Annotated in this window: 6 protein-coding genes; 5 read left to right on the forward strand and 1 reads right to left on the reverse strand. The window is 43.6% G+C overall.

The genetic code is table 11. The features are described 5' to 3' along the window. Positions 1-21 precede the first annotated feature (21 nt). The 4 genes from QUA62_RS09675 to QUA62_RS09690 all read left to right on the forward strand — a co-directional run bounded on the left by QUA62_RS09675 (position 22) and on the right by QUA62_RS09690 (position 9,175). The gene (locus tag QUA62_RS09675) at positions 22-531 is read left to right on the forward strand and encodes a hypothetical protein (protein ID WP_333403602.1); all 510 of its coding nucleotides are present in this window, start codon (positions 22-24) and stop codon (positions 529-531) included. Positions 532-1,341: 810 nt separating this feature from the next. Continuing rightward, positions 1,342-6,042, forward strand: coding sequence for a PAS domain S-box protein (locus QUA62_RS09680; RefSeq protein ID WP_333403604.1), 4,701 nt, complete (start codon positions 1,342-1,344; stop codon positions 6,040-6,042). Continuing rightward, positions 6,008-8,035, forward strand: a complete 2,028-nt coding sequence (locus tag QUA62_RS09685; protein WP_333403606.1) for an adenylate/guanylate cyclase domain-containing protein — start codon at positions 6,008-6,010, stop codon at positions 8,033-8,035. The genes QUA62_RS09680 and QUA62_RS09685 overlap by 35 nt, the downstream gene beginning before the upstream one ends. 249 nt (positions 8,036-8,284) lie before the next feature. After that, positions 8,285-9,175: an alpha/beta fold hydrolase gene (locus tag QUA62_RS09690; protein WP_333403608.1), complete on the forward strand. Its 891-nt coding sequence runs from the start codon at positions 8,285-8,287 to the stop codon at positions 9,173-9,175. A 583-nt stretch (positions 9,176-9,758) separates the two neighbouring features. On the opposite strand, the gene QUA62_RS09695 is transcribed toward QUA62_RS09690, so the two are convergent. Then, the gene (locus QUA62_RS09695) at positions 9,759-10,640 is read right to left on the reverse strand and encodes a Cof-type HAD-IIB family hydrolase (RefSeq protein WP_333281157.1); all 882 of its coding nucleotides are present in this window, start codon (positions 10,638-10,640) and stop codon (positions 9,759-9,761) included. A gap of 355 nt (positions 10,641-10,995) precedes the next feature. On the opposite strand from QUA62_RS09695, the gene QUA62_RS09700 reads away from it, so the two are divergent. Next, complete coding sequence (locus QUA62_RS09700; protein WP_333403610.1) at positions 10,996-16,524, forward strand: ATP-binding sensor histidine kinase; 5,529 nt, start codon at positions 10,996-10,998, stop codon at positions 16,522-16,524. The last annotated feature ends 20 nt before the right edge of the window (positions 16,525-16,544 follow it).

Raw genomic sequence — 16,544 nt, forward strand, 5'->3', positions numbered from 1 at the left:
AATTCGCTGGAGAACCTGTATATGCAACAACTAAAAACAGTCTGGCAGTCCGGCAGCAGCCACCCCGAAAATGCTGACAACCTCCATAATATCAGTCAGTGGTGGGGCAACCTCAACGGCAAAGAAATTAGCTGGGTAGAGCGACTAATTCCGCAAATAGGCGGTCTGAGCGAAATTCACTGGCACCCCCAGCGTTTTGACGAAACATTTGTGATAGTCAATCCCGAAATTCGGGAGCAAACTCTCTATTGGTCCACACCCGATTCTCCCGTCCAACGTAACAACACTGTTGACAAATTAGAACTTGACAACTTGCAACAGCAATTGTACATCTATCCTCAGTTGGAATCGGAACTGGTAATTCGCGTAGGCATTCCCGAAGTTAAATATCAAACACTTGAATTAAACAATCCCGAAATCGCCTTGGGCGAAGATAATATGCTGCTGCTGTGGGAATCTGACCAAGAACTAGAAATTAAAATTTACTTCAGCAATGAAAATTTTGCTAAACTTAAGGAATTGCTGGCATAGAAAAGACGGAGAAAATAGTTGATATGGTAGGCTTGGGGTGCGGGATGAGCGATGTATACTCTTAGTCACCTATAAATATCTTAAGACTTGTGGACGGGTGCGTCTAAACCCAGTTTTTTCACAGCCATACTTCGTTGCAGCCTGGGGCAAGGGAGCATCTCATATTTGTAAAAACACTTCTACTGACTACTTCCTTCTTCCTCTTTCCTCCTGCATCCTGTCTGCTGGCTCAAAACTCCAATTTCTAGCTTGGTTGCTTTCGTGGAGATGCTCCCTGGGGCAAGAGTAAAAAACCCGGTTTATTTGCCTCGCACTGCGTCCAGGTATGTATATGTGCTAAAACTTTTTGAATATGGCAGCAAAATGTCAAGAAACTTGCGTTACCCTCCTGGGATCTTTAATGCTAAAGTCAAGTAAAAAAAACTGTCCCAGGCGGCTCAACCTGGTTGTACAAAAATACGTTGTCGCAGCCCTTGAACAAAGTTAAAAAACCCGGTTGCTTTGGTGTGGAGTGCCTAAGCGATGATTGTTTTTCCACAAACTTAATTTGGACAGCAAATAAGGGGATTTTTGTGGGCAATTAAATATAATTAAAATACGGTTAACTTGAGTTGCTAACTTAAGACTAGCAACTAATAAGTTAAAAGTAGAGAATGTGCGTTATTGGATGAACTAATATCTAAAATTACTCTTTTTGTTGGTGAGGTCAAAAAGTGTTTAATAAAAAATAATTACGATCGGAAAGGAATCGCTAAACTTATTAAATCATCAACCTGCTGCTAGCACTAAAAAATTCACAATCAGACAAAAATGATATTAGATAAAGAAAATATTCAAATTTTAATTATTGACGATCAGCCCCAAAACCTGCGGTTTATATCAGACATATTGACGAAAGAAGGGTATAAAGTTCAGCGGGCGATTTCGGGAGAAATGGTGGTTAATGCTAATTTAACCGTCCTCCCAGACTTAATTTTGCTGGATATTGCCATGCCCAAAATGAACGGCTATGAAGTGTGCGCCAGACTGAAAGCTAACGAAAAAACTAGAGAAATCCCGGTTATTTTCTTGAGCGTTTTTGAGGAAACTTTTTACAAAGTCAAAGCTTTTGAAGTCGGCGGTGTTGACTACATTACTAAGCCTTTTCAAGTGGAAGAAATTTTAGTGCGGATCGAAAGTCAATTGACTATACAACAGCTATCAAAACAATTAAAACAGCAGAATGCCCAACTGCAACAAGAGGTAGAATTTCGCAAGCTGACAGAACAATCACTCCGGGAAAGCAAAGCACGGTTGCAGAAATTGGCAGTCAATATACCGGGAGTTCTTTATCAATTTATAAAGAAGGCCGATGGAAGTTTCAAGTTTGAATATATTAGTTATGCTTGTCGGGAGATTTACGAATTAGAGAGTGAAGAAATATTAAGAGAGCCCGAATTTTGCTTCTCTCAAAATCATCCAGATGACCAAGATTATCTGGTCAAAAAAATTGCTACTAGCGCCCAAACTTTAGAACCTTTTGCCTTTGAATGGCGGATTATTACACCGTCGGGTAAACTCAAATGGCTGCAATCTAATTCTCGGCCAGAAATACGCGATAATCGCGATATTGTTTGGTATGGCGTAGTTTTTGATATCAGCGAGCGCAAGCACGCAGAAATAGAAATGGCTGGAGCTAAAGCTGCTTTAGAACGGCAAGTTCAACGAGAATTGTTAATTGCAAAAATAACTCAAGAAATTCGCTCAAGCTTGCAGCCCGAACAAATATTTCAAATAGCTGCAACTCAAATCGGTCTGGCATTCTGCGCCAATCGCTGTTTGATTCATACTTACGTTACTACTCCCCAAGTGGATATTCCTCTGGCGGCCGAGTATCTCGAACCCGAGTGCGAATCTATTCGGAACGTACCTGTTCCAATTTGGGGCAATCCTCACGTCATACAAATGATGATACAAGATCTGCCGATCGCCTCCAACAATGTTTATTCAGACCCTCTGTTGCAAGCTGTTCAACCGATTTGCCAGAAGGTTGGGTTAAAATCAATGCTGGCAATTCGCACTTCCTACCAAGGCATGGCAAACGGCGCTATCTGTTTGCACCAGTGCGATCGTTTCCGGGAATGGACTTCCGAGGAAATCGACTTATTAGAAGCTGTGGCGGCTCAAGTAGGGCTCGCTATCGCTCAAGCTAAACTGATCGAACGAGAAAAAAACCGAATTCAGCAGCTCGATCGGCAAAATAAAGTGCTGCAAGCAGAAATTCGCACCCGTGTCCGCGCCGAGCAAGCTCTGCAAGAATCTGAAACAGAATTGCGGGCGATTTTTGCTGCCATGACTGACACAGTTTTAGTGAGAAATGCAGAAGGGCGCTGTATCAAAATCGCTCCGACAGCATCAACAAATTTGGTGAAACCTCCCAGCGAAATGATTAACAAAACAGCACACGAAGTTTTGCCGAAACCTGTAGCAGATTTAGTATTAAATGCCATCCAACAAGCTCTAAAAACGAAGCAAAGCATCAATGTTGAATATAGCTTTAGACTCGGAGAGCGTGAAGTTTGCCTCGACTCTAAAGTTTCTCCGCTTACTCCAGATTCAGTAATTATCGTAGCGCGAGATATTAGCGTTCGCAAACAAACAGAATCCGCACTCAGAGAGAGCCAGCACTTCATTCAAGCGATCGCCGATTCCAATCCCAACCTATTGTACGTTTACGATTTAATTGAACAGCGGAATGTTTACACCAACCGACAAATTTCGACGATGCTCGGATACACCGCCCGAGAAATACAAGATATGGGTACAGCAATGATCCCAACGCTGGTTAACCCCGACGATTTGCCAAAGTTGTTTGAAAACATCCAAAAATTGGAGGTAGCCAAAGACGGTCATATCCTTGAATTTCAATACCGGATGAGGCACAAAAACGGTGAATGGCGGTGGATGCACAGTTGGGATACAGTATTTCTCAGAACAAGTGATGGTAAACCCAAACAAATTCTCGGCACGGCTAATGATATCACAGACCGCAAATTAGCCGAAGAGAAACTGCTAGCATCGCAGCAAAGAATCTCGTTTTTATTGCAGCAAACGCCGATCGCAATTATCGAGTTAAACCTCAATTTAGAAATTATCACTTGGAATCCCGCGGCCGTTGCTATTTTTGGCTACAGTGAGCAAGAAGCGATTGGTCGAGTCGCCTCCGATTTGATCGTACCTGAAAGCTACCACCCGCAATTATCTGAAATTTTAAATCATGACTTGAATGCCAAATCCAGCGGCACTACCGAAAATCGGACTAAAGACGGCAGAATTATCATCTGCGAGTGGTACAATACTCAGCTAATTGACGATAACGGTACAGCGATCGGCATTGCTCTAATGGCTGTAGATATTACTGAACGCAAGCAGGCAGAAACCGAACTGCAAGAAAGTGCTTTACGACAAAGAGCGATCGCCCGCATCATTGAAAGAATGCGGCAGACTTTAGATATCCGAGAAATTTTTTACGCCACAACCCGAGAATTGCGCCAAACCATGAAGTGCGATCGAGTCGCCATTTACCGTTTCAATCCAGACTGGAGCGGCGAATTTGTAGCCGAATCCCGTGACCACAAGTGGGTTTCTTTCATCCAACAACAGGAACTCGATTCTCACTTTACTGAAGGCGCTTTAGACAGCGAACGTTGCGTTGTCAAAGAATTAGATAGCCCCTCACAAGAAGTAGGCGATACCTATTTGCAAGAAACCCAAGGCGGAGTTTTCAGCCGAGGTACAACTTACCTTTGTGTCCCAGACATTTACAAGCAAGGATTCGATATTTGTTACATCCATTTGCTAGAAAAATTTCAAGCTAAATCCTACATTATTGTGCCAATTTTCTGCGGAAAAACGCTCTGGGGATTACTAGCATCCTATCAAAATTCAGCTCCCCGCCAGTGGAGCAAAGCTGAAATCAACGTTGTAGTTGATGTAAGCACTCAGCTAGGAGTAGCATTACAGCAAGCGGAATTGCTCGCCCGCACTCAAAGGCAGTCAATGGAACTGATTAAATCCAAAGAAAACGCCGAAGTTGCCAACCGCGCCAAAAGCCAATTTCTAGCTTCCATGAGCCACGAACTCCGCACACCTCTCAACGCCATTCTCGGTTTTTCCCAAGTAATGGCCCGCAACAGTTCTATCACGGAAGAACAAAAAGAATACATAGAAATTATTAACCGCAGCGGCGAACATTTGCTGGAACTCATCAATGATGTTTTGTCAATGTCCAAAATAGAATCCGGTCAAATTACTATCAATCCCAGCCGCTTTAATCTATACAACCTTCTCAACAGTCTCAAAGAAATGCTGCAACTAAAAGCAAACTCAAAAGGTTTGCACCTAATTTTTGAAAATGCCGAGGATTTGCCGCAGTACATTCAAACAGACGAAGCTAAATTGCGGCAAGTTTTAATTAACCTCCTCGGCAATGCGATTAAATTTACTCAACAGGGAACCGTTACTTTGCGCGTCAGCAGCCAAGCTGAAAAAGACGCCACCGAAGAAAACAAATCCCTATTGTCTTTTGAAATTGCCGATACGGGTCCCGGCATTTCTCCCTTGGAACTTTCCACATTATTTAAGCCCTTTGTACAAACCGAAACTGGTCGAAACTCCATGCAGGGAACTGGTCTGGGGTTGCCGATCAGCCAACAGTTTGTCCGGATTATGGGAGGTGATATTGCTGTTGAAAGTCAACTCGGTCAAGGCACAACTTTCAGCTTTAATATCTGGGTTAACTTAGTAACAGAAAGTGATGAACAAGAAAAATCACCGATTAAACAAGTTCTTGCTTTAGAAGCCGGACAAGAAACTTATCGGATATTAATAGTTGAAGATGTAGCGGAAAATCGCCAACTGCTGCTTAAGCTGCTGGTTCCCCTGGGATTTGAAGTCCGGGAAGCAACAAACGGTCAAGAAGCAATTGCTTTGCATTCAACTTGGAAGCCGCACTTGATATTAATGGATATGCTGATGCCCGTGATGGATGGGTATGAAGCGACAAGACAGATCAAAAAAACTCTAGAAGGTAGAGAAACAATAATTATTGCCCTGACTGCCAGTGCTTTTGACGAGCAGCGGCAAATAATTTTGTCGGCTGGTTGTAACGATTTGATCTGTAAACCGTTTCGGGAAGAGGTACTCTTTGAAAAGATAGCGCATCACCTCAACCTGCGTTATATTTATGAGAAAGAAAACTTATCTACTTCTTTTTCAACACCGACGCTGCTTAAAAGTTTGACCACCGAAGATTTGAGTGTAATGCCCACAGACTGGGTGGTCGAGTTGCACCGAGCAGCACTTTGTGTAGATGACCAGCGCATCCTCGAACTGATCGAGGAAATTCCCGAAACAGAGGCAAATCTCGCTAACGCTTTAACAGATTTAGTCGATAATTTTCGGATTGATATCATTATCGATTTAACTCAATTATATTATGATGAACGACCATCCATTACCAGTGACTCCTAAAGACATTCTGATCGTTGACGATATGCCGGATAATTTGCGACTTTTATCCACTATGCTGACATCTTACGGGTATCATGTCAGGAAGGCTATTAACGGACACTTGGCTTTGCAAGGGGCACAAATATCTCCTCCCGATCTAATTTTACTAGATATTAATATGCCGCAAATGAACGGGTATGAAGTTTGTGAGCAGTTAAAGTTCAGCGAAAAAACTAAAGATATTCCGGTAATTTTTATTAGTGCGCTAGATGACGTGCTGGAAAAAGTTAAAGCTTTTCAAGTAGGAGGAGTGGATTATATTACTAAACCTTTTCAAGTAGAAGAAGTCTTAGCCCGCGTCCAAAACCAACTTTCCCTTCGTTCGCTGCAATCCAAACTGCAACTGCAAGCTACGGAACTGCACGATCGCAATTCTAGATTGCAGGAAGAAATCGCAGAACGGCAGCGGGCTGAAGAATCAATCCGGTTTTTGCTGGAAACTACGCGGGCGATCGGCGAAGCTGTAGACTTTCACTCAGCTTTAGAAGTAATTCTGCACCAAGTTGGCGAAACAATCGGATGGGATGTAGGAGAAGCTTGGATTCCCGATGCAGAAGGAACTGTCCTGCAATCTGCCCGGGGCTGGTATGCCAGCAACCCGAGGATGGAATCGTTCCGCAGGCAAAGCGAAAAACTGACATTTGCCATGAATATAGGGCTACCCGGACGAGTTTGGGCATCCAAGCAACCGGAATGGGTAGAAGATATTTCCCGGGGCTACCCCCATTTTCTCCGAAGTCAAATAGCACTAGAACTTGGATTCAAAGCGGGTTTTGGCGTACCGATTTTGGTAGGCGATGAAGTATTGGCAGTGCTAGTTTTCTTTAAAATTTCGTCTTGTCGGAAAGACGCGCGGTTTATAGACGTTTTTAATGCAGTCGGCACTCAATTAGGTTCTTTAATTCAGCGCAAACAAGCAGAAGAATTGCTGCGTATTGCTCAAGAAAAATATCACAGTATTGTAGAAAATGCGATGGAAGGCATTTTTCAAAGCACGCCTTCAGGAAGCTATCTCAGCGCTAATCCAGCTTTGGCCAAATTGTACGGTTACGAATCCCCAGAAGAACTGATGTCCGACATTAAAAATATTGCTCAGCAACTGTATGTTGACCAGGAACGCCGCGTCGAATTCGTGGCTGCTATGGATGCTGACAATGCCGTTTCGGGGTTTGAATCTATGGTATGCCGCAAAGACGGGCGGCGGATTTGGGTGTCAGAAAATGTCCGGGCTGTTCGAGATTCAAAAGGTGAGCTGCTCTACTATGAGGGTACTGTTTCGGACATTACCGAGCGCAAATTAGCACAAGAAGCCCTAAAAGTTCAACAAGAACAAAGCGAGAAGTTGCTGTTAAATATTTTGCCAAAACCAATAGCAGAACGTTTGAAGGCAGAGCAAAGCACGATCGCCGACAGTTTTGCCCAAGTAAGTGTTTTATTTGCTGATATTGTTGGCTTTACTGAGTTGTCTGCTAGAATGTCTCCCACCGAGTTGGTCAAGCGCTTGAACGTAATTTTTTCCCACTTCGACCAGTTAGCTGAAAAGTACGGTGTGGAGAAAATTAAGACTATTGGCGATGCTTACATGGTAGTCGGGGGGTTGCCTACGCCGAGACAGGATCACGCCGAGGCGATCGCCCAAATGGCCCTGGGAATGCAGGCAAAAATAGCAAAGTTGTGCGCTGAGACAGGGGAAAAACTGGCAATTCGCGTCGGCATCAATTCCGGGCCGGTGGTTGCGGGAGTAATTGGTGTGAGCAAGTTCACTTATGATTTGTGGGGAGATACGGTGAATGTAGCGGCGAGGATGGAAGCTACGGGTTTTGCAGGCAGAATTCAAGTTACTGATGTTACTTATGAGCTTTTGAAAGATAAGTATTTGTTTGAGAGGCGAGGCGTGATTCCGGTAAAAGGTAAGGGGAATATGATGACTTATTGGTTGCTAGAAAAAAACTAAAAATGGGAATTGGGCATGGGGCATTGGGCATGGGGCATTGGGCATGGGGCATTGGGCATGGGGCATTGGGCATGGGGTATTACAACAAATAACAAATAACCAATAACAAATAACCAATAACCAATAACCAATAACCAATAACCAATAACACATAACACATAACCAATAATTCATGACTACTGACTACTGACTACTGACTACTGACTTCTGCTATGATGAAAGTAGTTAACGAAACTTTACATAATAGCCGTGACTGCACAACAATTAGTATCTGCAACGAGTTTTGAAAAGCTAATTTGGACTTGGAAAGGTCACAAAATCCAATATACCGTCCAAGGAACCGGCCGCCCTCTGATCTTGATTCACGGATTTGGGGCTTCGATCGGACATTGGCGGCAAAATATCCCCCCACTAGCGGCCGGCGGCTATCGCGTATTTGCGCTGGACTTGCTGGGATTCGGTGCTTCCGCCAAACCAGCCCTAGATTACACTCTGGAATTGTGGGAAGAATTGCTGACTGATTTCTGGGCGGATCTGGTACAGGAACCGGCGGTATTTGTCGGGAATTCGATCGGCGCTTTGCTGAGTTTGATGGTAGTCGCCAACCATCCAGAAATATCAGCCGGCGCAGTCTTAATCAACTGTGCTGGCGGACTCAACCACCGGCCCGACGAACTGAATTTCCCGCTGCGAGTAGTAATGGGGACTTTTACTAAATTAGTTCGATCGCCCCTGATCGGCCCATTTATGTTCAACAACATCCGCCAAAAACACCGCATCCGCAACACCCTGCGCCAAGTCTACGGGAACCGCGAAGCCATCACCGACGAACTCGTAGAACTCCTCCACGCCCCCTCCTGCGAGCCCGGAGCTCAACAAGTGTTTGCCTCGATTCTCACTGCCCCTCCAGGCCCTCAACCGTCAGAATTGCTGCCCAAAGTCGATCGTCCGTTATTGGTACTTTGGGGCGCAGACGACCCCTGGACGCCAATCGCCGGCAGCCAAATTTATCAACAATTGGCCGCCAACGATAAACCAGTGAAATTTGTTTCCATTCCCAACACAGGCCACTGTCCCCACGACGAGCGGCCGAGTGAAGTCAACGCTCTGATTTTGGACTGGCTGCTGGAAGTGAAGTAAAATTTTTATGCTGAATCCAACCCTTGGGCGATCGAGCAAAACCCTTGCCTTCCAAAGGTTCTACCTCGCTCCACCGCACCAGCATCCCGGCAGCAGCCGACTCAAAAAACAATTTTTGTAAAAAGTATTGACACAATTTACTGAGTCAGCTATATTGATGGACGTGTGAGGAGCGAACCAGTAAGAGCACCGAGACGAAACACGGCCAGTCGTCGGTGCTCTTTCTGTTGGAACCCATTTTTAAGAGTTTGAAATTATCTATAAATTCACATCCAGAAGATCTGTAAGCCCGCCCCGCTTTCTTCATTTCTTCCTACCCTTCGGGAACGGCTTCGCCGAACGCGTTTTTAGCGTCTTCGCGGTTCGTTAAATAAATATTCGGATGTTGCAAACAAAGTAATTGACTGGACTTAATCTCGAAAAATCCGAAATTGTGGATTTTTTTTATAATCAAAATTTGATTGCATAGAACTCAAAACTAGAGAGTTATATAATAATAAATTGTCGCTGGGTCGGGGCGAGTTGATATACATTTTTTCCAAATGTCGCTAAACCCGCCCCTGCGGTATTCGTGCTACAAATATCAACGATCGCCCAAAACAAATTGTTCGATCGCAGCCGCCACCCCATCTTCCTCCACATCCGGCGCCACCCAATCAGCAGCAGCCTTCACCGCATCAGGAGCATTGCCCATTGCCACGCCCACACCCGCGTAGGCAATCATTTCTACATCATTAAAATTGTCGCCGATCGCCATCACATTCGCCGCCTGCAAACCCAAAAGTTCCTCCGCTAAATACTGCACCGCATCTCCCTTATTCGCCAAAGGATGCGTAGCTTCAAAAAAAGTAGCAACGGATCGAGTCAAATAAAGCTCCGCAGGCGTGTAGCGCTGCCGCATACTGCTGAGCAAGCCGTCGAGTACCCCCGGATTCTCGCACAATGCCAACACTTTCGTCGGTTCCCCCGGAAGATCTCGCCGCAAATCTTTAATCACCATTGGTTCAATGCCCGATCGTTCGGCATAAATTCGGGTAGCTGCGGTAATTTCCGGCACGTAAAGTTGATCCTCAATGTAGAAATGGATCGAAAGGAGCGGTCGCAAATGCGGTTCTTCAAAATAATCTAACAGTTGCAGAGCAGTTTGTTTCGACAGCGGCAAGTGCCGCAGCCGTTTTTGAGTAGCGTGATCTTGAATCCACGCGCCCTGGTAGCAAATCAGCGGCAATGTTGAGCCGATGTCGCGGTGAAAACGCAAAGCTGAGCGGTACATCCTGCCCGTAGCGACGGCCACTTTCACTCCCCGCGACTCGGCCGCCAAAATTGCCTGCTTGACTGGTTCTCGGATGGTATTTGACAAACCTGCGATCGTGCCGTCTATATCCACTACCAGCAATTGAATGTCTGCGGTGCCAAAAGCGCGATCGGTCGCATTAGCTGGATTTGAGGCAGTTATATTCTGCATGATTTTTTTAGATTTTAGCTGTTGATTTGCAAGCACCCATTTATTTTGCCACTGGCGGGATAGCAAAGTGCGACTTCTGATTTTTTGAAGACTAAAATATAGATAAGTAAATAAGCGACAAAAAAAGTATCTAGGAGGGCCCTTTGGGGAGGGATTTAGCTCAGCTATATAATAGTAGCCAGTTTACTGCCGTAAAAACCACACTCGCTCGCGATGTGTATTTCCACTTACTTAATAATACTTGTGGCAAAAAAGAATGCAACTGTAGGTCTGATGCAAAACCTTATGTCATCAATTATTCCCAATCTAACATTTAAAATTGTCTAACCAGATATTTAAAATTACCCCAAATATCATGATTTCTATCCCTGGATACCGCATTGACGAAGAACTTTATACAAACCCTCACACAGTTATTTATCGAGGGATGCAGCTTGAGGAAGAAAAACCAGTTATCCTCAAAACTCTCACGCCGACATACCCTACCCCAGCGCAAATATCCCAACTCCTGCACGAATCCGAAATTCTTAAAAATTTGAGTTTGCCCGGAATAGTCAAGCTTTACAAAATAGAAACATACAATCACTTTCCTGTTTTAGTTTTAGAAGATTTTGGTGGCATTTCCCTAAAAGACTTTCTCAGCAACAACCAGCTAGAGTTACAACAATTTCTGCATATTGGCATCAAACTAGCAGAAACTATTGGGCAACTTCACGAACACCACATTATTCACAAAGATATTAAACCCAGCAATATTATTGTCAATATCGAGACAGGAGATGTCAAGATTGCTGATTTTGCGATCGCCTCCCTGCTACCGGGCGAAAACCCCGCCCCCAGCCATCCCCATTTACTCGAAGGCACTCTCGCCTATATGTCTCCTGAACAAACGGGACGCATGAATCGGGCGATCGACTACCGCACCGATTTTTATTCTTTAGGCGTCACCTTTTACGAAATGCTGTGTGGCGAATTGCCTTTTCAGGCGATCGATCCCATGGAATTAGTACACTGCCATATTGCTAAAACGCCAGTTTCCCCTTGTGAAAACAGAAAGCAAAAAGTAGAAAACAGAAGCATCGAAGGCAGAATCAATCAAGTAGGAACCAAAGAGATTCCTCAAGTCGTTTCCGATATCGTCATAAAACTCTTAGCAAAAACAGCCGAAGACAGGTATCAAAGTGCTTTCGGACTTTTGTACGACTTGGAAAATTGTCTCGCTCAACTGCAAACAACAGGCAAAATTTCCCACATAACCCTCGGCGAACATGATCAGTCAAGTCACCTGCAAATTTCGCAAAAATTTTACGGGCGAGAAGCAGAAGTTAATATGCTTCTCAGTATTTTCCAGCGGATGAGGCGAGGCAATACAGAAATCGTGCTGATTTCTGGTGGTGCAGGTGTGGGCAAATCGTCGTTAGTATATGAAGTTTACAAGCCGATTCGGCGGGAAAACGGGTATTTTATTGACAGCAAATTTGAGCAATTTAAGCGCGATATTCCCTACGCTTTTTTGCTCCAAGCTTTTCAAGATTTGTTACGGCAAATTTTCACAGAGAATGCCGCACAAATTCATGTTTGGAAACAAAAAATTTTAAAAGCACTCGGCGGCAACTGCCAAGTAATTATTGAAGCTATTCCTGAAGTAGAACTGATTGTCGGGCCGCAGCCCCCCGTGCCCGATTTAGGAGCAAATGAATCTCAAAATCGCTTTAATTTAGTATTTCAAAACTTCATCCGCGTTTTTGCTCAAAAAGAACACCCCCTAGTAATTTTCCTCGACGACTTGCAGTGGGTCGATTCAGCATCTCTCAAGTTAATAGAACTGGTAGCAACTGACCTAGAAACTCAATATTTATTAATAATTGGAGCTTATAGAGAGCAGGAAGTAGATGCAAATCATCCCCTAATGCTGACCGCCGAAGCAATTAAAAAAGCAGGCGGAACTGTGAGGGCGATCGCCCTTCCGCCGTTAGATATAAGCAGCGTCAACCAATTCGTTGCCGATACTTTGAACTGCGCCCCAGAAAAATCCCTAAGTTTAGCAGAATTGCTTTTCCGAAAAACCGCTGGAAATCCCTTCTTTTTAACTCAATTGATTAAATTTCTTAACTCAAAAAACTTAATTTACTTTAAACTTTCACCCTCGAATAATTTGGTCAAGCTAGCTAAATCTAACCTGTCGGGCTTAGCGCAACCAATCTCAGAGCAAATTGTGAAAAAATGCCATATCACAGGCGAGTGGCAGTGGGATATCGAACAAATACAAGAAATGGGAATAACTGACAATGTTGTCGAATTAATGATAGATAACATTCAGAAACTTTCAGAGGCTACCCAGGAACTGCTTAAAGTAGCCGCTTGTATCGGAAACAAATTTGATTTAAAAACTCTCTCGACAATCGCCGAAAAACCTCTGGCGTCCGCAGCAACCGACCTCGGTGAGGCACTTCAGTCCGGTCTGATTTTGCTCGTGAATAACGCCTACAAAATTCCGATCGCACTAGCAGCAAGCACAGAAGTAACAGACACAATATCTAGAGACTTTACCGATAAATTTTCCCTGCCAGTGGCTGATATTTTGAGCGCAACTTACAAATTTTTGCATGAGCGAGTGCAGCAAGCAGCTTATGCTTTAATATCCGATTCTCAAAAACAAGAAATTCATCTAAAAATAGGCAGTTTTTTATTACGCAATGCACCACCAGAGCAATTAGAAGAGCATATTTTCGATACCGTAAACCAACTAAATTTTGCCAAAGAAATCATCACCAGCCAATTAGAACAACTTCATTTATGCAAATTAAATTTAATTGCAGGCCGCAAAGCAAAAGCAAGTGCAGCTTACGAACTTGCCCTGAAATATTTAACCGCAGGTATTGAACTGCTGCCCCCGGAAAGTTGGGAAACTGACTACGAATTGACTCTTGCACTCTACGAGTCAGCAGCAGAAGCTGCTTACCTCAATACCGACTTTGAGCCAATGGAAAAATGGGCGAGAATTGTCCTGCAACACGCAAAAAATGAACTAGACAAAATCAAAGTATTTGAAATCAGAATCATAGCTTGTGCGATGCAAGCCAAACTCCAAGAATCGGTAAAAATTGGTCGCGAAGCACTAAAAATGTTAGGAATAAACTTTCCAGAATCGCCGATTCCCCTCCACATTCAGCAAGCACTGGCTAAAACCGCAGCTTATTTAACAGGAAAGAAAATAGAAGATTTAATTAACTTGCCGATTATGACAAATCCGCACAAGCTAGCAACTATGCGCGTGCTTTCCAGTATGTTTTCAGCTACATTTATAGTTGAACCGGTGCTGCTGCCACTGATTGTGTGCGAGCAAGTGAATTTATCTATTAATTACGGAAACTCTACTTTTTCTGCCTTCGGCTATGCTAATTACGGAGCAATTTTAAAAGGAATAGTTAGAGATATTGAATCTGGCGATCGCTTTGGTCAATTAGCTTTAAATTTGAGCGAGAGATTAAATGCGTTAGAATTCAAAAGCAAAACGCTTAATTTAGTAGCATTCATTTTGATGAACGGCAAGCATCACGTTAAAGACTCTTTGCCGCTATTAGAGGACGCCTATCAAAGCGCGCTAGAAAATGGGGATTTAGAATGTGTCGGATATGCAGCAGTAAATATTTGTCAGTCTTTGTATTTCATCGGTCAAGAATTGCCCCAACTGGAACGGAGAATGGTAAGTTACAACCATTTGCTGTTTCAACTCAAGCAAGAAACTGTCTTGAATTGGAATCAAATATATCGGCAAACTATTTTGGAATTGATGGGGAAATTGGAAAGTCCACACCTTATATTAGATGAAGCATACAGCGAAGAAAAATTGTTGTCGCTGCTGTTGAAAGCTAACGATCGGGTGGGGCTACAGCACTTTTATGTGCAAAAATTAATACTAGCGTATTTATTTGGGGATACCGCTACAGCGCTAGAAAATGCGGCGCAAGCAGAAGTATATTTAGACGGAGTTGCAGGCTTTATTAATGTTTCTGAATACCAGTTTTACGATTCTCTAGCCCGCCTTGCAGCCTATCCATCTGCGACCAATGAGGAACAAGAAGAGCATATTTTTTACGCTGTCAGTAACCGGAAGAAACTGCAACAAAAAGCACTTTGGGCGCCCATGAATCTTCAGCATAAATGCGACTTACTTACGGCAGAAAAAGCGCGGGTTTTGGGCAATGTTGTGAGAGCAATGGAATATTACGATCGCGCAATTGAAGGAGCCCAAGAAAACGGATACATACAAGTCCAAGCACTAGCAGCAGAATTGGCAGGAGCATTTTATCTATCGATAGGACGAGAAAAAAGTTCTAAAACTTACTTGACAGAAGCGCGTTATTGCTATCAGCGCTGGGGAGCAACAGCCAAAGCAGCGCATTTAGAATCGAAATACTCGCACTTGCTAACTTCAGGCTCGATTTCAACTAATATTGAAACTCACAAATCTACCAGCAGCGCTTCCACTACGAACGACAGTGCAGGCGTGCTAGACTTGACCACAGCAGTTAAAGCATCGCAAACCTTAGCCGGCGAAATAGTTCTAGACAAACTGCTGGCAAAAATGATGAAAATTGTTATTGAAAATGCGGGGGCGCAAACAGGCTTTTTAATACTAGAAAAAGAGGGTCAATGGGTGATTGAAGCCTCAGGCTCTGTAGATGTCGATCGCGTTGCTGTCATGCAATCAATTCCGATAGATTTTGTAGCCGACGATCGAGAAGTAACTTTGGTGGCAGTTGCAGTTGTGAATTACGTCGCCCGCACCCAGCAAAGTATCGTTTTAAACGATGCCAGCCGCGAAGGACAATTTACTCGCACACCCTATATAATGGCTGTTCAACCTAAATCAATTCTTTGCACTCCGTTAATTAATCAAAGCCAACTCACTGGCATTCTATATTTAGAAAACAATCTGACTACAGGCGCTTTTACACAAGACAGGTTAGAAATATTAAAACTGCTGTCTTCTCAAATTTCTATCTCCATCGAAAATGCCCAACTTTACGCGAACTTGCACCAATTCAATCAGAATCTCGAAAATTTAGTACAGCAGCGTACCTCCGAGCTCTCCCAAACTTTAGAAGACTTAAAATCGGCTCAAAATAAACTGGTAGAGTCGGAAAAAATGGCTGCCCTCGGCGGGTTGGTTGCAGGTGTTGCCCACGAAATCAATACTCCCATCGGCATCGGCATCACCGCCGCCTCCCTGCTTGCTGAAAAAGCCACAAAGTTTTTTGAGGTTTACAGTAACGGCCAAATAAAACGTTCCGAGTTAGAAAAGTTTCTTGATACCGCCGTGCAAAGCAGTAATATGATCTTATCTAACCTCACGCGGGCAGCCGACTTGATTCACAGTTTTAAAGAAGTAGCTGTAGATCAGTCGAGCGAGTTAAAACGCACGTTTAATGTTAAAAACTATCTAGAGGAAATTTTGACATCCTTAACAGCCAAACTAAGAAGAACTAAGCACAAAATAGAGATTAAGTGTGATGAAAATATTGTAGTGGACAGTTACCCGGGCGTAGTGTGTCAAATTGTGACAAATCTGGTGTTGAATTCCCTAATTCACGCTTACGATGGAGAAGACGAAGGCGTTCTGGCTTTTGATTTCAAACTAGAGGGCGATCGGCTAATATTTGAATATGCCGATAACGGCAAAGGAATTGACCCAGAAAATCTAAGTAAAATTTTTGAACCGTTTTTTACTACCAAAAGAGGTCAGGGAGGCACGGGATTGGGACTGCACATTATTTATAACCTTGTTACTCAAAAACTAAAAGGCACAATTAACTGCACAAGTCAAGTAAATAAAGGCACAAAATTTATAATTGAATTTCCCGCTAAAATGAGCAATTAGTTATTAGACCGCCAACATGG

The sequence above is a fragment of the Microcoleus sp. MON1_C1 genome, assembly GCF_036701945.1.
Taxonomy (GTDB): domain Bacteria; phylum Cyanobacteriota; class Cyanobacteriia; order Cyanobacteriales; family Microcoleaceae; genus Microcoleus.

Bases quoted from the DNA above. Each gene is read 5' to 3' on its own strand.
- QUA62_RS09680 (WP_333403604.1), top strand. From the start codon at position 1,342: ATGATATTAGATAAAGAAAATATTCAAATTTTAATTATTGACGATCAG.
- QUA62_RS09685 (WP_333403606.1), top strand. From the start codon at position 6,008: ATGATGAACGACCATCCATTACCAGTGACTCCTAAAGACATTCTGATC.
- QUA62_RS09695 (WP_333281157.1), bottom strand. From the start codon at position 10,640: ATGCAGAATATAACTGCCTCAAATCCAGCTAATGCGACCGATCGCGCT.
- QUA62_RS09700 (WP_333403610.1), top strand. From the start codon at position 10,996: ATGATTTCTATCCCTGGATACCGCATTGACGAAGAACTTTATACAAAC.
- QUA62_RS09675 (WP_333403602.1), top strand. From the start codon at position 22: ATGCAACAACTAAAAACAGTCTGGCAGTCCGGCAGCAGCCACCCCGAA.